The organism is uncultured Microbacterium sp. (assembly GCF_963524805.1).
Taxonomy (GTDB): domain Bacteria; phylum Actinomycetota; class Actinomycetes; order Actinomycetales; family Microbacteriaceae; genus Microbacterium.
On record NZ_CAURGG010000001.1, the window covers coordinates 284,670 to 306,485 of the forward strand.

The following is a 21,816-nucleotide window of genomic DNA, read 5'->3' on the forward strand; positions in this document are numbered from 1 at the left end:
CATATGTCGCGAGACAAGTGTGCGCGTCAGGGCCACGGGTCGGTCGGCCGCACGGTGTCGAAGGCGAGGCCGCTCGAGCTCTCGCCGCCAGCCGGCGCCTTCTCTCGACGGGTCCAACTGTGCCAGGATCCGTCGAACCAGCGCGCGAGCACCGGTCGCCGAACCACTGCGGCGCCCTCGCGCGGCACTTCTTCTTCGTGTATCCACAGTCCCGGCGTGATGAGCCGGCCGCGCGGCGTGGCAGGAGCCGCCTCGGCATTGATCGTGGCCACCCGGAAGTGGATGCTTCCCGGTTTCTCTGTGACCGGCACCAACGGAAACCAGTAGTCGGGTGTGGTCGTGCGCACGCGATAGACCGGCATCCCGACGTCATCGGATTCGGGCGAGGCCGCATCTGCCGCTTCGGTCGCAATCGCATCCTGGCCGCGAAGCCACTCAGTGCGCACATCGACCGTCTCGCCCCGATCGTCGGTCACCGTGTGCTGGATGGCCCACGCGAGGTTGGCGAGTTCGTCGCGGGTCAGACCGACGTGCTCGAGGGGCTCGCCCGTGAGTCCCTGGGTGGTGGGCAGCATCAGCAGTCCGGTCGCCGCCGCGTGCTCACCGTCGCTGGAGAGCGAGAACATCGACCACTCGGGGTCATCGTGCGAGGCGCGCGAGAGCAGATGAGTCCTGCCGAAGACGTCCCGCACCAGCATCCGCTCGATCGTCGTCAGCGAGCCCGCAGGCACCTCCAGCGGAGTGAGGAACCAGTCGTTGCCGTACACCGTCGCGAACGAGATGAGCAGCATCCGCCCCGTGTCCAGAGTGGACACGTCCGTTGCGCCCAGGTCGATCCGAGCGTCCTCCATCTCCCAGAATCGGTCGGCGGGGACCCCGCCGTAGCGCACCACGGAAGGGATCGACTCGTCGGAGAACGTGTACGGAGCACCCGGCTCGGCAGCATCGTCGTCGGCGGAGGAATCGACGTCGAAGCTGTGCCAGTCGAGCCCGTCTCCGAGATACTCCGGTGCCCGCAGCACCGACCCGCCGACCGAGAGCTCGACGGCGTGCTCGAATCGGTGCGGATCGAAGCAGTCGGGAGCATGATCGGCTACGCGCTCCCGCCACCAGGCGAGCCACCTCGAGGTGACAGGTTCGAGGTCGGCACCGAGCGATCCGGCCTCGATGGCCTGCGCAACCAGCTGCCCGTCCAGGAGGCCTCTTCCGGCGGTGCCGACATCACCGTCCGCGCCGACGACGCCGACGAGACCGACGAGACTCGCGTCTGCGTGGTCGACGCGCAGCGCGAGTGTCGGCAGCAGCTCTGCGACGGCGTCGGCCGCTCCCTGTGCATCGAGGAGCGCCCTCAGGTACGCGCCACCCTCGGCACGGACGCGCAGATCGATCGTCGAGCTGGAGGATTCTGCCTCCACGATCGGGTCGAGGGGAACAGCGGGATCGAACGGTGTCCACGCGTCCGCGCCCGCCGGTCGCCAGGCGGTGAGCGGATCGCTGTGACCGGTGATGGTCACCAGGGCCGGCGATGCGGCATCCTGCCCCGCGAATTCTCCGAGCTGCCACTGGCGTGCGAACAGCCAGAGGGGATCATGCACGCGTGCGGCGAGCCCCTGATCGACGCGGCCGTTCGTCCGGTGATTGGGTTCGAGGCGGAACGGGCCCTCGAGGTCGCGATCGGGCCGCGGGTTCTCGATGCCGGCCAGCGCGACCCCTGCGGCCGACTGCGCCGAGATGCGAATCGCCGGCAGCAGATCGTTCGTGTCGGGCAATGCGAGGTCAGTGGTGTCGACAGCGCGCAGCCGGCCGAGCTCAGCGGTCTCGCGCAGCACCTGCACAAGGGTGTCCGGAGTCCAGCCGCGCTCCACGTTGGGCGGCACCGCGATGAGCAGCACGTGCGGCGCCTTCGCATCGGGCCGGTCGTAGTGGAACGCCACGCCCGTCAGCTCGGACTCGTCGGGTGAGGTCAGCGGCGGGGATCCTTCGGCCACCTCGCGGATGAAGTCCGCGCCCGGCAACAGCTCGATCCACTCGTCGATCACGAAACCCGTGATCGTCTGCGTCATCTCGAGCGGCGCGTGCCACACGATCTGCGTGGACGCAGCGGGCCGGTTCGCCGCGGACGGCGGATCATCGCCGGTGCGGAACGGTCCACCCACCCAGACATCGCCCTGATTCGACGGATGCTGCGCGGCGGCGAGCGGCTCCGTACGGGCCGCGCGCAACCCGGCGATGAGCAGCGTATCGGCCAGAGTGCGCGGGGTGGCGCGCACGGACCCCTGTCTCGCCAGCCACGCGACGGCATCCGCCGATTCCACTCCTGAGTGGCTCGCGAGGGCAGCGCCGCGGACGGCGAGCACGGGCGCAATCGGCACTGTCGTGCCGAGCACCTCGCCGAGCGCGGCGCTCACCACGGCCAGCCATTCGTCGGGCGGCCGGGGGGCATCGACCGTGCCGCCGATCGGCTTGCCGGCGGCCTCGGCGAGCGACGCGCCCCGCGGATGCGCCTTCACGGCGGGCGAGTCGACGTACACGAGCAGCCGTTCGCGCACGGGCTCGAGGGCAGCGACCACCTCTGCCCCGGCCAGATGCGCGGGCAGCAGCGGTTGAGCGCCGACCAACAACGTACGAATCCTTATGGCGAGCCCGTGCAGAGCGGGCCAATCGGAGCCGCCGAGGATGGGGTCGGTACCGGGAGAGGCTCCCGTCGCCTCAGCACAGGCCGCCGTCAGCGCCGTCGGACGAGCCGACGCGACGTCGAGTGCGGTCGACAGAGCGCCCAGACTGAGGCTGTCGAGCACCACGACGTGGGCCGGTGCGTCGGGGGAGGCCACCTCGATACTCCAGCCAGCCGCGGGGCCGAGCAGGTGGGCGACCCACGCCTCCACGCCGGGCAGCAGCCGGCCGAGGTCATCCTGCGGCCAGCCGGTGGGCTGCGCAGGAGTATCGGGCAGCAGTGCCGCGAGCCGATTCGTCAGAGGGCGAGCCCGGTGCGGGGTGGTGAGCACGGGGAAGGAGTCCGGCACCTCGCCGCTGCGCCCGAGCGCATCGGCGGTGAGGCCGGCGCGCGCGGTGTTGCCGATCACGAGCTGATGAACGCTCTCGGCGAGCAGAAGGTCGCTGAGAGCGTCGAGCGCCGCGGAGATGTCCTCGATGATCGCTCTCACCACCGGATCGCTCGCATTCGCGGCGGCATCGGGGTCGCGGGCGAGCTTCATGCCGTCGACCACGTTGCGCGCCGAGATCATCTCCTGGCTCTGACCGATCGCGGGGTCGTCGGTATCGGCGACCAAGGGCGCGGGGTAGGCCTTCCGGTAGTCCCGGATCAGCGGATCGAAGTCCGCGTCATGCATGGCCCGCTCGAACCGGTAGCCGAGGAGCGCGCCGAGGTTCTGTCCCTGGCGCACGCCCGCGATGAGCCACCGTGCGATTCTGCTGCGCTTCGAGGTCAGCGACACCGCATACGTCGACCGCTCCTCGGGGTGGCTCAGGGCACCTGAGCGCAGGACGGCCGCGGTCGTCGCCTGCTGCAGAGACGGGGCGTGCACGTAGCCGTCGTTGAGCGATGCGATCGCCTTGCGTTCGTCCACGAGGATGCTGCTCAGCAATCGTCCCTTCATCGGCGCGAGGCCGTGGACCCAGCCGTACGCGCCGAGGCGCACACCGGTCACGCCTGCTGAGCGGGCCTCGGCGAGGCGACGGGAGGCCAGCGAGGTGATCCAGGCATCGAGCCGGTGGGCGTAGACGTCCACGATCTCCAGCACGAGCTCGGCGATGCGCGCTGGCGGCAGCGCAGCGACGGCCCGCGCTGCCGCCTCCACGCGAGCGAGTTGTTCGGCGGATCGCCGGGCCGCGGCCAACTGCTCCTGAAGGTCTTCATCCCGGTTCGGGTCCAACCCTCGCTCTTCGTCGCTCAGGGTGGTCGAGACGATCTGGGTGACGAGGTCGGGCACACCGAAGGCGGCAGTGAGCGGATCGTCTTCATCGGACGGAAATGCCCAGTTGCGCGTCGAGAGGAGTGCTTCCAGCAGCCCGCTGCCGGGCGGCATGTCGAAGAGGGTGCCGGTGAGTTCGCGCTCGAACAGGTCGCCTTCGCCGAACATCGCCGTGAGGGCGCCGGCGAACTCTGCGGCTGTGATCTCGGCGGCGAGGAAGCCGCGCACGTGCGCGAGGTAGTCGGCCGTCTGGCCGGCGGATGCCGCGATGTCGGCGTGACCGTCGATCATGCGGGTCACGACCTGCGGTATTTCCTGCTGCACGGGTGTGTCCCAGCCCAAGTCGGTCCACGCATCCGAGTCGGTGCTCCACCGCAGCGCACCATCGGCCGGGATGCCCGCCACGCGGATCTGCGTCGGCTGCTGCGGATCTGCGCGCGGGACACCGGTTGTCGGGCCGTTCATGCGGGCCATCGCGAGGCCGGCGGGGGTCGGCTGTCGGCTCAGGATGTCGACCATGAGCTCGTCGATGGACGTGCCCGACGCGGTCTTGCCCAGGTGCGGCACGAGCTCGAGCGACGTGCGCCACTGTTCGCGCAGCCGCACCAACCACGGCAGGAGGAGGGTGTCGGCGGCGCCCACCTGCTGGGGGCGCCAGTCATCGAGCGAGGAGGCGGGCAGGATGCCATAGGGCTGATTGCCGACGCGGACGCTCGGCAGCGGCCCCCGGCCGCGCACGTGCGCGATCATGTGGTCGCGGATCGTGCGCCACGGGCGCACCGGGTCCATCCTCACGAACGATCCTCGGGCGCTCACGTCGACGTGTGTCGCCGCGGCCTCGCCGAAGCCACGACCCAAGGCCGCCCACGTGAGCAGACTGAGCCCTTCCACTGCCGTGGAGTCGGCATCCGCCATCCCCTCGCACGTGCGCAGGAAGGCCGCGTCAGCCAGCCCGAGGGCCGTCGTGATCGCATCGGCCGCCCGCCGCTCCCCAACGGCGGGGTCGGCCCCGGGCTGAGGCAGCACGGGCCGAGACGACCACCCCGACTTGGCGGCGGGCGTGTTGTTGGTGGCGGTGCCGGGGTGCACGGCGGCCAGGCCGGTGCTGTAGACGTGGGCGCGCAGCAGGTCGCGCAGACGCGAAGCGCCCTCTGCGGCCGGTTCATCGCGCACGCCGACGACGATGAGCTCGTCGAGATGGTCGACACCGTCGTTCAGTTCCAGCTCTACCGCCATACCCGCCTTGCGGGCCTCGAAGAAGTCGATCGTCCAGCTGAGATCGACCTCCAGCAGATCGATCGGCAGTGGATCGGGGATCTTGCGTCCCATGGCGTCGACGACCACCGCACCGTCGACGAAGCCGATGAATCTGAACCGGTCGGGCATGGTGACGGTGCGAGGTGACGGCGGCGCATCGTTGTCTCTGATGACCGCGGCCGGGGCACCGGGGCGCGTGGCGTGGGCCACCCACGGTGCGCGTCGCGGGCGCACCCGCGAGATCAGCTCCTGCCACGCCTCCGGCGTGGGATCGCGCCAATACGTGGCGCCGGCATCCGCTTCGGCGGACGTGAGGTCGGTCTGCAAATGGCCGAGGTGCAGGTCATCGGGGTAGACACGCACGCGAAGGGTCGGCTGGGAGTTCCCGTCGCCCTCCTCCGCCGGCGGGGCGTCCGGGTCATCGGAGGGCGGTGCCTGGCCGCTCTCGGTCCACCACACGGTCTCGACGCGCACGGGCAGAAGCGCGATCGGGTCAGCGTTTTCGGTTGCGAAGAGCTTCGCCTCGGCATCCAACAGCTGGTCGATCGACGTCTGGACGTTCGCCAGCCCCGCGCGTGCGCTCTCGGCCGCCGCCTGTCTCTCGGCGAACTCCGCGGCGGGTGCACCCGCCAGAGCCGCGGCGGCCAGCAGGTCGGCGTCGGCCTGCGCACGCTCCGCCTCGCGACGCAGCCCGTCAGCCTGGCGGCGCGAGTCGAACAGAGGGTTCTCGACCGCCATCAGCCGAGCCAGTCTCGCGCGCGGAATGCCAGTTGGAACGGCTGCTGGAAGGCGATGCGGGCCATGTCGGCCGATTCCGCGCCCCACTTCGGAGGGTCGACGGGCGCCGGGTCGCCCGGGCCGGGAACGGGGTTCGGGGGCGCGGGCTGCACTCTCACGTATCCGGCCCCGTCTAGCGTGAGACGCGCCCAGGTGAGATCGGCCCACGAGGACAGGCGAGCCTGATCGGCCGCGACGGTGCCGTCCGTGTTTCGAACCTGCAGGTCGAATCCGAATTGCGTCGCGCGCATCGGCTCCCGCAGCACGAACAGCCAGTCCTCGGCGATCGCCCGCTCCTCGCTGACAGCGCTGAACAGGAACAGGGTCGTCGAGTCATCGAGCGGCATGGGCAGGCCGTGGATGCCGGCGTCGAGAGTCATGGGGACCCGGCCGTTCTCGCCCTTGATCGCAATGAGAGCCGTCGCGGGGAAGCGGCGCAGGACCTCACCGCGGATCATCAGCACGATGCTGCCCTCGGCACCGCTGGCGATCTGGCTGCCCAGTCCGCTGTCGAGCGGCCAGCGCGCGATCTCGTCGACATCATCGCCGGGCGTCGGCCAGAAGCGCCGGAAGGGGGTGCCGCGCTGGTCGGTCGGAAACTCGCGCCACAGCAGCTCGCGGTTGAACTCGTGGTTCAGACCGACCAGCAGCGACGCCACGAACGCCGGGTTGGTCTCGAGCACGATCACCGACTCGTCGGGCACGGAGCCGATTCCGGGCAGGGCCCACTCCGGCCATCGCGCGAGCAGCTCTTCGCCGATCGCGATGCGGAACTGCGGATGCCGCATGATCGGAGCGAGCGGGCGATCGTCGGCCACACCGCGTGTCGCGATCTCAGCGGCGCCGACGACATCGGCCATTCGTCGCAACTGAAGGATGAGCGGATCGGTGCGGCTCGTGATCACATCCACCAGGGTTGCTCGTTCCTCACCGCCGACGAGGCCCGGGCGGTCGGGCGTCTCGATCCGCAGGAGGACCTCGGGGAGCTGAGCGCGATCCAGTGCACCGCCCTGGATGCGCTCGGCCCGCCGCGCGAGTGCCCCCGTGCTGCGGGTCAGGCGCGAGTATGCCGTCGTCGTCATGCCGGTGGGCACATCGGAGGTTGTGATGACCGCCGACAGAGTTGCAACGTCCGAGGCGTCGGGCGCGAGTGCGGCGCCCGTGTTCATGAAGGCCATCGGCATCGTGAGGCGCGGCGCCATTGGTGCCATCGTGGTCACGAGGTCGACGGCGGCCTGGGGCTCGACGTGCTTCCGGCGGGCCGCTTGAGACGCGACGACCGCCAGTTCCGCAGCCGCCAGAGCACGGTTCGCCTCACGAATCTGACCGACCTGCTCCCACGCGCGGGCCATGAGGAATTCCTGCTCGAGCTGCACGTAGCGGGCGCCGAGTGATGCGGGCACCCTGCGGCTCACATCGAGGTTCAGGCTCGTGAGCCATCCGTCGCCCCCACCGGCGATCGTCTGCTCGCCGGTGTGATGGCTGCCGTACAGAGGTGGTCCGACGGCGAGCTCGTCGCGGTCGAGCGGGTGTCCATCGACTCCGCCGTCGAGAGGTTCGTCGTCGGCGGGTGTCTCCCGCAGGGCTGCCGGTGCGTTCAGCAGGGTCGTCATCCGCTGGCGGAACGCGGCTTGCGCGTCGGGGTCGGTCCACGTCTCGGGCCGCGAAGGCCCGGGAGCGCGCAGCGCGCCGTCCAGGTCGACGGATGCCGCCATCTCGAGCGGTCGCACATCGCCCGGGAACGGTGTGCTCACGTCGACGCTCCTCGCACCGAGACCGAGGTCGTGCGCGTCGGCCTTCTTGAGGCGCCGTGCGAGGTCTTCGAAGGACCCGCTCTGGCCGGTGCGGAACCGCCACCAGTGGAAGACGCGGACTTCGATCGCATTCGCGCCGGCGGCGGGTGCCGGCCACGCCCCCGCAGAGGGCACGGGCACGACCGCCGCGATCCATTCGGTGTCGGGTGTCAGCTTGCGCGGGCTCAACAGCCGGGCGACCACGGTGCCAGATCGTGTGCGCGCGGAGCCGGCGACAGCTGCGGTCGCAGCCGCAAGGTCGGACGTGTCCGGCAGGCGCGCCTCGACGTGCGCCCACGCCCAGCTCTCGTCGAGCGGGGGAAGCGCAGACAGCGGCACCGTCAGGATCGGCGCCGGATCGGCATCGCGCGGCGGGCCGGCCTCCGTCGCCGAGACGACCAGCAGCACGAGCCAGGGCAGCGGCTGCTCGTCCGCACCGTTCGGCGGTCGTATCGAACGCGTCGACAGCAGCCACGGCAGGTCGGCGTGCGCGAACTCGACCGACGCCATGACGTTCTCTGCCGCGGCCGGCGTTCCTGGTGGCGGCTCCTCTCGCCACACCAGCCCCGCCGCGATCGTGGAGACATCATCCGCGCTCGTCAGTCGCATGGCCGGCCCTGACGCGACCTCGTTCGGGCGCGCTGCGCCGGCGACGTGTCGGGCGAACGTCACCTCGGGTTTCACGCTCGCGTTCGCGGAAATGCCCGCCGCCACGCCCTGGCGCACGAACGAGAAGAACCAGCGGCGCGTCATGGCAGTTCCCAGCTCTCCAGGAGTCGGCGCGGGCCGGCACCGGTCCGGCCTTGATCGTGCAGGATCCGCCAGGTGTCGGCGTCGGGTGCGAGTTCCACGCGCTGGGTGAGGGGCGCGCCGGCGGCGAACCCCATGACCGGGCCGTCGGCGGCTACCGACAGCGTCGGAGCGTTGAGGACTATCCGCGCAGTGCCCGCGTCGGCGCTCATCCAGCGCGCGAGCCGTTCGCCTGCGATCCACCGCGATGCGATTTCGTCATGCAGTGAGCCGTGCCAAGCCCGACGATCCTGCGGCTGTGCCGGTTCATACGCCGTCTCGTAGCTGTCGTCGACAACGTGGCCGGCGCCGGTCACCGCGCCGGCCGGCTGCACGCGCGTGCCGCTCGCGTGCACGGCCGTCGGCGGTGCGGTGAGCTGCTCATCCTCATCGAGCACGAAGAACTGACCCCGCACGAAACGTGTGAACAGGGCGGTCTCCGGGGTCGGAGCGAGCGTCGCGGATCCGACCCGCACCTCAGCGATCGACCACCTCTGCGCGTCGATCCGCTGCCCGTAGCGGCTGAAGTCGACATCCAGCGGGATCACTGACTGATCGACCCGGAGCACCGCATCCGGATGGACGAGTGCGCCCGCCGCCATCGCATCGGTGGCGGCACGGGTGAAGGTCAGGCCCGTGCGTTCGTTCGTCGGCCGCTCGGCGACCCACGACTTCGGACGCCCTATCGCTGCGGACAGGTCCGCGGGAATCCGATCCGGTCCGGGTTGCGCCGCGGCAACAGCGGGTCGGTCGCCCCACTCGATGTCGAAATCGAGGCTGGCATCCCAGAACAGGACCGAGACGCTGCCCGTGCCGAAGGCGTGCCAGGGGCTCGGACCCTCGAGTGTGAAACTCAGTCCCACACTGGCCAGCCTCACCCCGAACGCGCGCACGGCGATGCCGGCGCGAATGGCGACCGAGAACGAGAAGGTCGGTTCGAACATGAACAGCGCGTCGAGCCCCAGCCACCCTTCCACCCCGCATCCGGCGATCATCGCCTGCAGGTGCAGCTGGCCGCCGAACTGCACGGAGTTCGACGTGACAGCGAAATATGCCTGCATGCGCATGCGGTAGGCGCCTCCCGGGGCGAGATCCATCTCGAGTCGCTGCAGGGCCGGCACCCCAGCGGGCCGCCGATAGCGAGGATGGAATCCACCGGCCGAGAGCACGAATTCCGGCTGGTCGCCCCCGCGGATGAGCAGGTATATCTCCCCGCGCACCGCCACCCCGAGCACCGAGGATCCCGCCAGGGAGACGAGCACCTCCACCAGGGGAACGCTCGGATCGAAGCGTCCGAGAATGCTCGCCTGCAGGCGAACGAGCGGCACGACCGGATCGGGGAGGGCGACCAGCAGGCGACCGAGGATGACCGCCTGCACGGGAGCGGGCAGCTCGAGCACGAGCGCGCCCGACAGAGAGACCATGCGCCCGCCCCACGTGAGCCGCACCATGGGAGCGATCACGAACCGGCCGCCCGCGCGCGGGAACGCCGCCGAGAGAGCCCCGATGACTTCGTCCGCCCGCTCGACGATGTTGTCGGGGAAGAGGATGCGGTCGGCGTGTCCGTCGCTCACGAGCTGACGAAGTGCCTCGGCGTCGATGCGGTGGTTGATTCCCACCAGCCCGCCGATCGCGTCGAGCGCGAAGCCGAAGCCGACCTGAATGCCCGGCGGGGGGAAGACGACGCCGAGCATCGCGATGAACGTCGTGGGTGAATGGCCGAAGCGGGCAACGGCCTGCACGGCGACGAATCCCATATCCAGCGCGATGATTCCGGCGTAGCTGCCGTCGTCGCACCTGCGGACCACGCCGCCCCCCGAGACGGGCGGAAGCTGAAGACTCACGCCGATGCCGTCGGGTGCCACGTCGGCAGGCAGGATGCCGAGCCGAGGCGGGCCGTCGCCGGGGAACTCCAGGGGAAGGGTGAATCCGGCGTTGTCGATGACCGCCGTCAGCGGCACACCCGGCAATCTCGCCGTGAGCGAGACGAGCAGCCCAAGGCGCAGCCCGCCGTCCGCGGAGAGGGTGGCCGCGATGCCGCGGCTCGCGAGTCCGGGGAGCGAGAAACGGACAGGCAACGGCACGCGCAGACCGCCCTGGGCGAAGCGGAGGCCGTCCAACGGGTCGCCCGTCACCGTGATCGTGTCGCCGCCCTGCACGGACGAAGTCAACTCACCACCCGGCTTTGCGCCGACGAGTCGACCGAGGTCGGCGGGAAGCAGTGAGACCTTGAGCCCCTGGAGCGCGAATGTGGTCGTGGAGGGGACGCCGGGGACCGTGAGCCCGAAGGTGAAACCGCTGATGCGCAGACCAGGCCCGTCGGACATGCCGGCCTGGAACTCGACCTTGCGCGTGATGGAGATGGTCGCCGTGGCGCCCACCGGGGTCCCCAGCGCGGGTTCCCCCGCACCGAACGACACCTCCCACGGCTGAGGAGTCTGCGCCATCGCACTCACGGTCCATTCGCCCGCCCCGGGCGCGAATCGCAGCTGCGGCCCGGGCGTCACCACAACATCCACGATCGGATCGGCGCCGCCGTTCGGGGTGAGTGCAACGACGGCGAATTCCCCGGCCGCCGCGGGGTCGGTCATGACGAGCGCGATGCCGAACGGACCTCCTGGCTTCCGCTGCCAACCGTGCGTCCTGATCGGGCTGTCGGTCGTGAGGTCACCGACCATGTCGCGGACAAGGTCGACGAGCGCGTTGCCCGGAGGGGGCACGATAGGACCGAGCAGTCGATCTCCCAGCCCGATGGGCGTGGGCGTCACCTGCGGGATCAGAGGCAGCACCTGCGTGCGCGCGTACATCCGGAGCGCGTGCATGAGCTCCCGCCACAGGTCTTGGGGATTCATGGCGTGCCGTTGTCGAGGATCACCGCGTTGTCGAAGTGGCCGACGCCCAGCCATCGGCTGTCGGGGCTGAAACCGAGCGCCAGGCACTCCTGGATCGGCAGCGCGTACCGCTTCGTTCCCGACTCGGCGTTGAAGACGACCAGGCGCTGGTCAGGGTCACCGAATCCGGTAGCCGCTGCCCACTTGCCGTTGCCTGCGAACGCGACGTGCGTCACGGCACCGTCGAAGGCCACCTTTCCGTCGCTCGGCACGCCCGATTCGGCCTCCAGCACGATCGCCGTACCGTCGGCGCTGCCGACGACGACCCAGCGGCCCTTGGGGTCGAAAGCGACGCTGCTCGCGCCCGTCTCGAGCCTCTCCTGCCAGACCTCTTCGCCGGAGCTCGAACCGATCATGCGCGTGGTGTTGTCGGCACTGCCGAACAGCACGAACGGATCAGGCTTCTCAGGGCTGAACGCGATTGCGAACACGGCGTCGCCCGGCGTGAACCGGCTCCGCTCCGCCCCCGTGTCGAGTTCGACCACCGCGGCAGCGCCGGCGTTGATGTGGTTGGCGCCGTGGCGCTTGTCGATGGCCAGCGCGATGAGTCGACCGTCGAGGCTGAGATCGGCATCCGCGATCGTGGGTTCGACAGCGATCTCGCGGTCACGCGAGCCGGTGGCCGCGTTCAGGACGAAGACGTGATCGTCGGTCGTCACGACGAGCAGGTCGCCCGCAGGCGTGAAGGCGACCGTGTTGACGGAGCGCTCGGCCTGCACCGGGCCGCGCCACACCGCAGCCCCGGTCGCGACCTCGAAGACGGCGACCTGGTCGAGGTCGGCGACCGCGAGGCGTGTCCCGTCGGGCGAGAATGCGAGATCGGAGACGAAGCCGAGGCTCTCGATGCGGCGCTCCTGCCCGGCACCGACCGGGCTCAGAGCCACCGTCATGCTGCCGCCGCCGGAGGCGACCAGTGTTGAATCGGGACTGAAGGCGATGGCCGTGACGGCCCCGTCGTGCTGCACGGTCAGGAGAGTCGCTCCGGGTGCGCTCACGCTCCACCCCCTGCCCCGGGAAGATGACTCTGCAGAATCGTTGGCATCGGCGCACTCTCTGTGATCGGAATCAGAACACGGGGTCGGCCTCGGGGGGCACGGCCTGGGACAGCAGTTCATCGACCACGCCGGTGGCGAGTTCGCAGCGCAGCCTGCCGTTATCGAAGTGCGATGCCACGAATCCAGGCAGATCGATGATGGCTTCCTCGTCGGTGATCGGAAAGCCGAGCGGTCCGTTTGCGAACGTCGGCAGGTAGGCGTCGTAGATGTTGCCGTGCACCTCGTTCGCCTCACCGTGACCGCGCGTGAAGAAGATCGCGCCGGAGGCGCCGGCGATGTGCGCCGGCGTGAACGTGCCCGACGTGTTGTCGATCGGAAGCGTGCGAAGTTCGCTGGCATTGATCGTCACGTCCACCCCGCTTGCGATCAGCTGCTGCGCCTTCGCCTCGATCGCCGCGATCGAGGCGTCGAGGACGACGCAGACGCGATCCAACTGGGCGAGGGTGCGCGGACCGGCCAGACCGTCGATGAAACCGTTCGGGTCGGAGGGAGGAAAGCGGAGACCGTATCTGGTCTTGAACGCCTTCACCGCTTCCGTGGTCTTGGGGCCGTAGATCCCGACGACGAACTCCGACCTCTCGAGGATCAGCGGCTGGGACGTCTTCCGGTTCCAGGTCAGATCGAACAGAGCCTCCTGGAGTATTCGGACACTTTCCGCAGGACTGCCGGCTTGCAGCTTCCTCGTCCCGGTATCCGGATCATTCAGGATCTCGACCAGGAGCGGATCGCCTGCGAATCGCGGCGACTCGAATTGGAGCACCATATTCATCCCCACCTCTCCGGAAGCGCGAGTCCGACGATGTCGGTCCCCCAAGGACCTCGTGGCCTCCGATGTGACCACGTTCCTCCCTCACCGGGCCCGAGCGCAAGCACCGCAGTATCGGTGGACGGCGAGACCACGTGCGCGGGCGTCGCCGTCCTCACGCATCAGGTCACTTGCTCGACGGTTCAGAGCACCCCTCGTGGGCGCTTCTTGCGTTATGCCGGAAGGCGGGAGAGCCTGGGGTGAAGCCAGGAGGCACCCGATGACAGACGTGACCCCGTTCCTGTGGTTCGACGACGACGCCGAGGCGGCGATCACGTTCTACACCGCGCTCATCCCGCACTCGGAAGTGATCTCGATCGACCGCTACCCCGATGAGGTGCCCGGGATGGGCGGCAAGGTCATGCACGCGCACTTCCGGCTCTCGGGACGCGAGTACTACGCGATGAATGCCGGACCCCAGTTCCCGTTCACCGAGGCGGTCTCGCTCTTCGTCTCCTGCCGCGATCAGGCGGAGGTGGACCGGTACTGGGATGCGCTGACCGCCGACGGCGGCCAGGAGCAGCCGTGCGCCTGGCTCAAGGACCGCTGGGGCCTGTCGTGGCAGATCGTGCCCGACCGCCTCGTGGAGCTCATCCGCGACCCCGATCCGGACCGCTCGCACCGCGCGGTGCAGGCGATGTTCACCATGACCAAGATCGACATCGCCGCGATCGAAGCCGCCGCCGACGCATCGTGAACTCGCGCACGATCGCGGTCGCAGCCGCGCTGGTTGCGGCATCCCTCGCCATCACCGCCTGCACCGCGCCGTCCGGCACCATTCCGCCCCGATCGACGGGCGCGCCTCAGGCGCAAGGATCCGCGTCGCCCTCCCCGGTGCCGGCGGACGGGTGGTGGCAGCCGGCGGGGGAGCCGACGACGCTCGCCGCGAGCCTGGCCGTTCCCTGGTCCGTCGTCCCCTTGGCCGGCGGCGGCGCGCTCATCTCCGAGCGCGACACCGGCACGGTGCGCGAGCTGCTCGCGGACGGCGCCCTGCGCACAGCCGGGGTGGTTCCCGGCGTGGTATCGGGCGGCGAGTCGGGGCTGCATGGTCTGGCGCTCTGGGAGGACGAGAGGTCGCAGACGTGGCTCTACGCCTACCACGGCGCCGACGACGACAACCGGGTCGTGCGGATGCCGCTCCTCGGTGAACCCGGATCGCGGAGTCTCGGCGAAGCGGAGCCCGTCTTCACCGGCATCCCCCGCAACAGCACGCACAACGGCGGGCGGATCGCCTTCGGCCCCGACGGATTCCTGTACGTCACAACGGGCGACGCGCAGATCCGCGACGCCGCCCAGGATGTGAACGCCCTCGGCGGCAAGATCCTGCGGATCACACCGGACGGCGCGCCCGCGCCCGGCAACCCCTGGGGCAACGCCGTGTGGACACTCGGCCATCGCAACGTGCAGGGCATCGCATGGACACCGGACGGCCGCATGTGGGCGAGCGAGTTCGGACAGGACACGTGGGACGAGCTGAATGAGATCGTCGGCGGGTCGAACTACGGGTGGCCCGTGGTGGAGGGGAAGGGCGGCGGCCAGAAGTACACCGACCCGGTGATCGCGTGGCGCACGAGCGAGGCGAGTCCCAGCGGCATCGCGGCGGTGGGTGGCACCGTCTTCGTCGCGGGACTGCGGGGTGAACGTCTCTGGGCGGTGGATGTGCGGGCGGACCGCGAGCCGACGGCCACGGCCGTCCTGCAGGGTCAGGGGCGGCTGCGCGATGTCGTGGTCGCGCCGGATGGCGCACTGTGGCTGCTCACCGGCAACACGGACGGCCGCGGATCACCACGCGTCGAGGACGACGTGCTGATCCGAGTGCCGATCGCACTGCAGGACGAGTGACGGACGGCAGGCTACGCGGGCCCGGCGCGACCGCGCGCTACGGTGAGAGCGTGAGTTCACAGCCGCGGTGCCCGCACTGCCGACACTTCCTGTACCTGGACGCACTGGCGTGTCCCAACTGCGGTGCGGATCTCGGATTCCACATGCTGTCCCGGCAGTTCTACGGCCTGCGCAACAACCAGGTCGTGATCGAGGATCGCACCTGGTACACCTGCTCGAACCGCTCCTGGGCCTGCAACTGGCTCGTCCGCGACGATGCGCCCGCGGGCCGCTGCTTCTCGTGCCGACTGACCCGCACCCGCCCGGCAGCGAACGACACGGTCGCCCTGCAGAAGCTGGCCGGCACAGAGGAGGCCAAGCGCCGGCTCGTGCTCCAGCTCGCCAGCCTGGGGCTTCCCATCGTGGGGTGGGACGTGCAGCCCGGCGGCCTGGGATTCGACCTGCTCTCAAGCCTGACCGACGGCCGTCCGGTCATGATCGGACACGCGAACGGCATCATCACGATCGATCTGGCGGAGAGTCTCGACGACCGCCGCGAAGCGCTGCGCGTACGGCTGGGCGAGCCGTACCGCACGATCCTCGGCCATCTGCGCCACGAGGTCGGGCACTACTACCAGAACGTCCTGCTGACGGATGACGAGGATTGGGCGCGGTGCCGCGCCCTGTTCGGCGACGAGCGTGCCAGCTATCGGGACGCCATCAAGCGCCACTACGCGCTCGGCGCGCCGGAGCACTGGCACGACTCCTTCATCTCCGAGTACGCCACCATGCATCCGTGGGAGGACTTCGCCGAGACCTTCGCGCACTACCTGCACATCACCGGGACGCTGCAGACGGCGGCGGCGATCGGGATCCGCCTGGATGCCGCGGTGACCAGCCTGCGGGATGTGGACGTGATCCCACGCGAGTCCTATGAGGACCAGCCGATCCAGAGCCTGCTGACGGACTGGGAATGGATGTCGCAGGGGTTCAACCGCATCAACCGCGCCATGGGCTTCGGCGACCTGTATCCATTCCGCCTGGTCGAGCCGGTCCGGCGCAAGCTCGCTTTCATGCACGACATCATCACGAAGGCACCTTTGACCTACGAGCAGCAATTGGCCATCGCCGCCCCCTGGGACGGGGAGCGCGCATGACATCGGTCGCCCGGGGCCAGCGCGTGATCGGCGCCGCGACCCACTACGTCGAGAACCAGCCGCCGGTGCGGACCGAGATCGACGAGTACGAGGAGAATGCGCCGCTCAAGCACGCGGTATCCGCATTCGGTGCGGATTGGGCGCACGACGGTCTGCATGAGGCGGGTCAGCTCGTCGGCTCGCCGGACTTCCAGCGGGACGCCACGCTGGCCAACGTGCACGAGCCCGTAGCCATGGCGCACGATCGCTGGGGTTTCCGCCTCGACGAGGTCGAGTACGACCCGTCCTATCACCGCATCCTCGGTGAGGCGATCGCCCGCGGCGCCCACACCTCGGCCTGGGCGGACCCTCAGCCGGGGGCGGAGATCGCCCGCGCCGCGACGTTCATGCTGTTCGCGCAGGTGGAGCCCGGTCACGCGTGCCCGGTATCGATGACCCACGCCGCCGTGGCGTCGCTGCAGGGCTCGCCGTGGATCGCCGACGAGTGGCTGCCCCGGCTGTTTTCGCGGGAGTACGAGCCCCGGCTCCTGCCCAACGAGGAGAAGAAGAGCGCTCTGATCGGCATGGCGATGACCGAGAAGCAGGGCGGCTCGGACGTGCGCGCCGGCACGACGCTCGCCACCGACATGGGCGGCCACGCGTACCAGATCACCGGACACAAGTGGTTCTGCTCGGCGCCGATGTCAGACGGGTTCCTCGTGCTCTCGCAGACCCGCCGGCGCAACGCAGACGAGGGGCTGTCGTGCCTGTTCGTGCCGCGACTGCTGCCGCGTGGGATGCGCAACGTGTTTCGCATCCAGCATCTGAAGGACAAGCTCGGCAACCGTTCCAACGCATCGGCGTCGGTCGAATTCGACGGGACCATCGGCTTCGTCGTCGGCGAGCCGGGCCGGGGAGTGCAGGCCATCATCGAGATGGTGCAGCGCACTCGGCTGGACTGCGTGCTCGGATCGGCCGCCGGGATGCGACAGTCCGTCGCCGAGGCGATCTGGCACGCGCGCGGCCGCGCCGCGTTCGGCAAGCCGCTGGTGGATCAGCCCGCCATGACCGCCGTGCTGGCCGATCTCGCCCTCGAGTCCGAGGCGGCGATGCTCACGGGTCTGCGCCTGGCCCAGACGTTCGGGGCGTCGTCGTCCGACCGGGACATCGCCCTGCGGCGCCTGGCCACCCCCGTCTCGAAGTACTGGGTGACCAAGCGCGGTCCCCATCATGCGTACGAGGCTCTCGAGTGCCTCGGCGGCAACGGCTACACCGAATCCTTCCCGCTCGCGCGGCGCTATCGGGAGCAGCCCGTGATGGCGATCTGGGAGGGCTCCGGCAACGTCATCGCGCTCGACGTTCTGCGAGCGCTGACGCGCGACGCGGAGTCCGCCGAGGCGTTCTCCGATGAGCTCGGAATCACCGCGGGCGCATCGCGGATGCTCGACGACCACGTGGCACGCACACTCGCGCTGATGGCCGACGTGGCCGACGCGGACGACCAGACCGCGCAGTCCCAGGCGCGGCGTCTGAGCGAGGGCCTTGCTCTCGCGTTCCAGGCGTCGCTCATGCTGCGCCACTCCGAGTCGCCGTCGGCCGAGGCCTTCATCGCCGCCCGGCTGGGCGAGGATCGCGCCGCGCAGTACGGGGTTCTCCCGCGAGGGACCGACGCCGCGGCCATCGTCGCACGGCACTGAGCGGGCGCGGCGCCTACTGCTCGACCGGCTCGATGAGCTCCGGAGAGTTGTTGCGCACGTTGCCGACGGCCTTGGCGACGACGTGGTTGTCCAGTGTCTCGGCGACCGCGGGGGCGGCGTCGATCGCGGCATCCAGGACGTCGCGGACGTTGTCGGTCGTCGGGTCGAGCCACGCATCGGCGTGGTCGGGGTCCATGAACAGCGGCATCCGGTCATGGATCGAGCCGAGCGCGCCGATCGAGTCGCGGGTCAGGATCGTGAAGCTCAGCATCCATCGAGCGGGGTCGTCCTCAGCCAGCGCCGGGTTCTTCCACCACTCGTAGAGCCCGGCCAGGAACAGCGGCGATCCGTCGGCGGGGTGGATGTAGTGGGGGATCTTGCCGCCGTCCGCCTGCTTCCATTCGTAGTAGCCGGATGCCGGAATCACGGCGCGACGCTTCTCGAGGGCTTTGCGGAACATGGGCTTGGACTCGAGCTCCTCGGAGCGGGCGTTGAAGGCGCGCGCACCGACGGACACGTCCTTGGCCCACCCGGGCACGAGCCCCCACCGGGCGGTCTCGAGCCGACGCGTCGGAGGCTCGGTCTTGGCGGAATCGATCACGATCGCGACCGGCGCCGTCGGGGCGACGTTGTAGGAAGGGGCGGGAAGATCGTCGCCCTCGACGTCCACTCGCAGAACCCCGACGAGCTCCGAGCCGACGCTGGCCACCACGAACCGTCCGCACATGCCTCAGAGCCTACGCGGCACCGACGACACGCTCACCGGTCGAGGATGCCGATCTCGTCGAGCCGTTCGGCGAGCCCCGCGCCGTCGGACTCGGTCACCCACGGCACGGTCGCCGCGGCATGCCCGTCGACCGCAGTGCGGCCACCGGCCAGCACCGCCTCAGCGGGTGAGAGCCGCCGGATCGCCACGGCCGCCACGTTGCCCGGGGACTCCCGCGCGAAGGTCGTGTAGATCTCGTCGTCGTGCTGACCGTCGTCGCCGATCAGCAGCCACTTGACGCTCGGGAATTCGGCCGCAAGCCGGCGCAGGTTCGACAGCTTGTGAGCCTTGCCGCTGCGGAACCACCGGTCGTGGGTCGGCCCCCAGTCCGTCAGCAGCACCGATCCGGACGGGAAGAGGTGCCGGCGGAGGAAGCGGATGAGGGTCGGTGCGACATTCCACGCGCCGGTGGACAGGTAGATCACGGGGGTGCCGGGGGCATCGCGGACGAGCCGCTCCATGAGCACGGCCATCCCGGGGACGGGCTGACGGGCATGCTCGTTGACCACGAACGAATTCCACGCGGCCAGGAGGGGACGCGGCAGCGCGGTGACCATGACGGTGTCATCCACGTCCGAGACGACTCCGAAGCGCACGTCCGATCCGACCACGAACACCCGTGTCTCGACGGGCTCTCCGCCCTCGACCGACATCGCGAGCGTCTGCCAGCCGGGCTCGAGCTGCGCGGGGATGTCGGTGTCGATCACGCCGCCGCGATCGGCCACGACCTCATGGGTCACGTCGCCGATCGTCACGCGCACCTGGGCGAACCCGACGGGGACCGAGGCGAAGCTGCGCCAGCCGCGCACGCGCTCGTACTCGCCGGAGCCCGCGGACGGCACGGGCGGAACGATCAGCACCCGGCCCAGGACCCTGACCCAGTCCGGGCCCCCGTAGCCCGGAAAGGGCGTGACGGTCGGCGTGAGACCGCGGGCTCGCGCGCGGCGCTCCCGCCACGCGTGGAAGCGGTACTCCAAGCGGGCGACCCACAGGATTTTCCGGCGCGCGGGAATCGGCTCGGTGGTGGGGGGCATCCTCTCAGTCTTCCACGTCCTCGGCGGCGCGCATCGATCCGGGGGTCAGTCCCGGCAGTTCCTCGTCCTCGCGCAGGTGCCTGCGCTCGGCGCGCTCGATGATCTTCTTGCCCAGGAACACCAGCAGCAGGAACGCCACGATGACGCCCACGAAGATGTAGCCGGCGTAGTGCAGCCGGTCGGCCAGCTCGCGGTAGCTTCCCGCCGCCAGCGCAGCGACGGTCACGTACAGGCTCGACCAGATGATGCACGCCGGCACCGTCCACGCCAGGAACCTCCGGTAGGAGTATCCGCTCATCCCGACCGTCAGCGGCACGAGCGAGTGCAGCACGGGCAGGAACCGTGAGACGAAGATCGCCGGCCCGCCTCGGCGGCGGAGGTACCGCTCCGAGCGCTCCCAGTTCGCGTCCCCGACGCGTCTGCCGAGTCGGGAGTGGCGGATGCGGGGGCCGAGGTATCTTCCGAGCCAGAATCCGATGCTCTCGCCGATCAGCGCGCCGATCACGACGGCGACGATGAGCACCACCCCCTCGACCGGAGAGCCCACCGCCGTCCCCGCGATGATGACCACGGTGTCGCCGGGAACGAACAGGCCGATGAGCACGCTCGTCTCCAGCATGACGGCGATGCCCGCCAGAATCGTCCGCAGCACGGGGTCGACGCTCTGCACCGCGTCGAGCAGCCACGTGAGGAACTCGTTCACCCTCCGAGCTTATGGCGGTCATCAGCCCCTCTACCCTGGGAGGATGCCCGAGTCGCCGATCGCCGTGCGCCTGCACGGGTGGCGCGAGCCGGCATCCGTCTTCGCGGCGATCGCGGCCGGCTCACCGCACTCGTTCTGGCTGGATGCCGGGCCCGACGCGACGAGCGGTTGGAGCTGGGTCGGAACCGGGGTGGTCGAGACCGAGCCAGACGGCCCCCGCCGCGTCCCGCTCACCGGGACGCCCGAGGACGACGGGTGGGAGGCGGGCCGCTTCCGCGGCGGCTGGGTCGGGTGGCTGGGGTACGAGGAGGCGGCCGCGCGGGCCGGTGCGCCGGTGGCCGAGGGCGACGTGGCCGGGTCGGCGGACATGTGGCTGCGCGTTGACACCTTCGTGGCGTTCGACCACGCGCGCCGATCGGTGTGGGCGATCGCTCCGGCGCGCGACGTGCGCGCGTTCGCGGAGGCGGTCTCCGCCGCGCATGCCTCCCTGGAATCCGTGATCCCGGGGACACCCGCTCTGTCCCGCGCTGTATCGCGCCACACGCCGCAGGAGTACGCGGAGCTGATCGAGCGCTGCCGCAGCGCGATCCGCGAGGGCGACGCCTACCAGCTGTGCCTGACCACGAGGTTCAGCGTCAGCCACGCCGTCGACCCCGTCGCCGCATTCGGGCGCCTGCGCGCCGCCACGCCGGCGCACCACGGCGGGCTCGTCCGCTCGGGTGGGGTCGCCCTCGCCAGCGCCAGCCCGGAGCGCTTCCTCGAGGTCGAACGCGGCGTCGTCCGCACGAGCCCGATCAAGGGGACGCGCCCGCGCGGTGACGATGCGGTGGAGGATGCCGCACTGATCCGCGAGCTGCGGGACAGCGAGAAGGAGCGCGCCGAGAACATCATGATCGTCGACCTCATGCGCAATGACCTGTCCCGCGTCTGCCGGCCCGGCTCGGTCGGGGTGGATTCGCTGCTGCAGGTGGAGTCCTACCCGGCCGTGCACCAGCTCGTGAGCACGGTGTCCGGCACCCTGAACGAGGGGACCGACGTGGGCGGGCTCCTGGATGCGACCTTCCCTGCCGGAAGCATGACCGGCGCCCCGAAGCTCTCGGCGATGTCGATCCTCCACGGACTCGAGCAGGGGCCGCGCGGCGTCTTCGCGGGCTGCTTCGGCTGGGTGGGCACCGACGGAGCCCTCGATCTGGCCATGGTGATCCGCTCGATCGTCACCCACCCGGCCGGCGCATACGTCGGGGCCGGCGGGGGGATCACCTGGCGTTCGGATGCCGCAGCCGAAGTGGCCGAAGTCGCGGTCAAGGCCCGCGGGCCGCTGGCGGCCCTCGGGGCTGACCTGCCGCTCGGATGGTGAGCG

13 protein-coding genes are annotated in these 21,816 nt (G+C 70.1%); 5 read left to right on the forward strand and 8 right to left on the reverse strand.

The features are described 5' to 3' along the window. Positions 1 to 26 precede the first annotated feature (26 nt). From RWQ91_RS01455 to RWQ91_RS01475, 5 genes are all read right to left on the reverse strand, one after another. Positions 27 to 5,927, reverse strand: coding sequence for a hypothetical protein (locus RWQ91_RS01455; RefSeq protein WP_314502112.1), 5,901 nt, complete (start codon positions 5,925 to 5,927; stop codon positions 27 to 29). Then, complete coding sequence (locus RWQ91_RS01460) at positions 5,927 to 8,512, reverse strand: hypothetical protein (protein ID WP_314502114.1); 2,586 nt, start codon at positions 8,510 to 8,512, stop codon at positions 5,927 to 5,929. Before RWQ91_RS01460 ends, RWQ91_RS01455 begins: the two co-directional genes overlap by 1 nt. Next, entirely contained in the window at positions 8,509 to 11,400 is a 2,892-nt protein-coding gene (locus tag RWQ91_RS01465; RefSeq protein WP_314502116.1) for a DUF6603 domain-containing protein, read from the reverse strand. The genes RWQ91_RS01460 and RWQ91_RS01465 overlap by 4 nt, the downstream gene beginning before the upstream one ends. Then, the gene (locus tag RWQ91_RS01470) at positions 11,397 to 12,434 is read right to left on the reverse strand and encodes a WD40 repeat domain-containing protein (RefSeq protein WP_314502117.1); all 1,038 of its coding nucleotides are present in this window, start codon (positions 12,432 to 12,434) and stop codon (positions 11,397 to 11,399) included. Before RWQ91_RS01470 ends, RWQ91_RS01465 begins: the two co-directional genes overlap by 4 nt. Before the next feature lie 70 nt (positions 12,435 to 12,504). Continuing rightward, positions 12,505 to 13,257 carry a peptidoglycan-binding domain-containing protein gene (locus RWQ91_RS01475; RefSeq protein WP_314502119.1) on the reverse strand — a complete coding sequence of 251 codons (753 nt, stop codon included), beginning with the start codon at positions 13,255 to 13,257 and terminating at the stop codon, positions 12,505 to 12,507. A 262-nt stretch (positions 13,258 to 13,519) separates the two neighbouring features. Between RWQ91_RS01475 and RWQ91_RS01480 the strand changes: the two genes are divergently transcribed. From RWQ91_RS01480 to RWQ91_RS01495, 4 genes are read left to right on the forward strand one after another with little or no spacing between them, the layout of a single operon-like run. Continuing rightward, on the forward strand, positions 13,520 to 13,996 hold the full coding sequence (locus tag RWQ91_RS01480) for a VOC family protein (RefSeq protein ID WP_314502121.1): 477 nt from the start codon (positions 13,520 to 13,522) through the stop codon (positions 13,994 to 13,996). Beyond that, complete coding sequence (locus tag RWQ91_RS01485; protein ID WP_314502123.1) at positions 13,993 to 15,141, forward strand: PQQ-dependent sugar dehydrogenase; 1,149 nt, start codon at positions 13,993 to 13,995, stop codon at positions 15,139 to 15,141. The genes RWQ91_RS01480 and RWQ91_RS01485 overlap by 4 nt, the downstream gene beginning before the upstream one ends. 50 nt (positions 15,142 to 15,191) lie before the next feature. After that, positions 15,192 to 16,277, forward strand: coding sequence for a putative zinc-binding metallopeptidase (locus RWQ91_RS01490; protein WP_314502125.1), 1,086 nt, complete (start codon positions 15,192 to 15,194; stop codon positions 16,275 to 16,277). Then, a complete protein-coding gene (locus RWQ91_RS01495; RefSeq protein WP_314502127.1) occupies positions 16,274 to 17,953 on the forward strand; it encodes an acyl-CoA dehydrogenase family protein in 1,680 nt (559 codons plus the stop codon). The genes RWQ91_RS01490 and RWQ91_RS01495 overlap by 4 nt, the downstream gene beginning before the upstream one ends. Before the next feature lie 13 nt (positions 17,954 to 17,966). On the opposite strand, the gene RWQ91_RS01500 is transcribed toward RWQ91_RS01495, so the two are convergent. The 3 genes from RWQ91_RS01500 to RWQ91_RS01510 are packed head-to-tail and all read right to left on the reverse strand — an operon-like array spanning position 17,967 to position 20,456. After that, complete coding sequence (locus tag RWQ91_RS01500) at positions 17,967 to 18,680, reverse strand: SOS response-associated peptidase (RefSeq protein ID WP_314502129.1); 714 nt, start codon at positions 18,678 to 18,680, stop codon at positions 17,967 to 17,969. Between the two features lie 32 nt (positions 18,681 to 18,712). Then, positions 18,713 to 19,753, reverse strand: coding sequence for a phosphatase domain-containing protein (locus RWQ91_RS01505; protein WP_314502131.1), 1,041 nt, complete (start codon positions 19,751 to 19,753; stop codon positions 18,713 to 18,715). A 4-nt stretch (positions 19,754 to 19,757) separates the two neighbouring features. Next, the gene (locus tag RWQ91_RS01510; protein WP_314502133.1) at positions 19,758 to 20,456 is read right to left on the reverse strand and encodes a DedA family protein; all 699 of its coding nucleotides are present in this window, start codon (positions 20,454 to 20,456) and stop codon (positions 19,758 to 19,760) included. A 43-nt stretch (positions 20,457 to 20,499) separates the two neighbouring features. On the opposite strand from RWQ91_RS01510, the gene pabB reads away from it, so the two are divergent. Then, on the forward strand, positions 20,500 to 21,813 hold the full coding sequence (gene pabB / locus RWQ91_RS01515) for an aminodeoxychorismate synthase component I (protein ID WP_314502135.1): 1,314 nt from the start codon (positions 20,500 to 20,502) through the stop codon (positions 21,811 to 21,813). Positions 21,814 to 21,816 lie beyond the last annotated feature (3 nt).

Coding starts and splice junctions, on each gene's coding strand:
- RWQ91_RS01455 (WP_314502112.1), bottom strand. CDS start 5,927: ATGGCGGTCGAGAACCCTCTGTTCGACTCGCGCCGCCAGGCTGACGGG.
- RWQ91_RS01460 (WP_314502114.1), bottom strand. CDS start 8,512: ATGACGCGCCGCTGGTTCTTCTCGTTCGTGCGCCAGGGCGTGGCGGCG.
- RWQ91_RS01465 (WP_314502116.1), bottom strand. CDS start 11,400: ATGAATCCCCAAGACCTGTGGCGGGAGCTCATGCACGCGCTCCGGATG.
- RWQ91_RS01475 (WP_314502119.1), bottom strand. CDS start 13,257: ATGGTGCTCCAATTCGAGTCGCCGCGATTCGCAGGCGATCCGCTCCTG.
- RWQ91_RS01480 (WP_314502121.1), top strand. CDS start 13,520: ATGACAGACGTGACCCCGTTCCTGTGGTTCGACGACGACGCCGAGGCG.
- RWQ91_RS01495 (WP_314502127.1), top strand. CDS start 16,274: ATGACATCGGTCGCCCGGGGCCAGCGCGTGATCGGCGCCGCGACCCAC.
- RWQ91_RS01500 (WP_314502129.1), bottom strand. CDS start 18,680: ATGTGCGGACGGTTCGTGGTGGCCAGCGTCGGCTCGGAGCTCGTCGGG.
- RWQ91_RS01505 (WP_314502131.1), bottom strand. CDS start 19,753: ATGCCCCCCACCACCGAGCCGATTCCCGCGCGCCGGAAAATCCTGTGG.
- pabB (WP_314502135.1), top strand. CDS start 20,500: ATGCCCGAGTCGCCGATCGCCGTGCGCCTGCACGGGTGGCGCGAGCCG.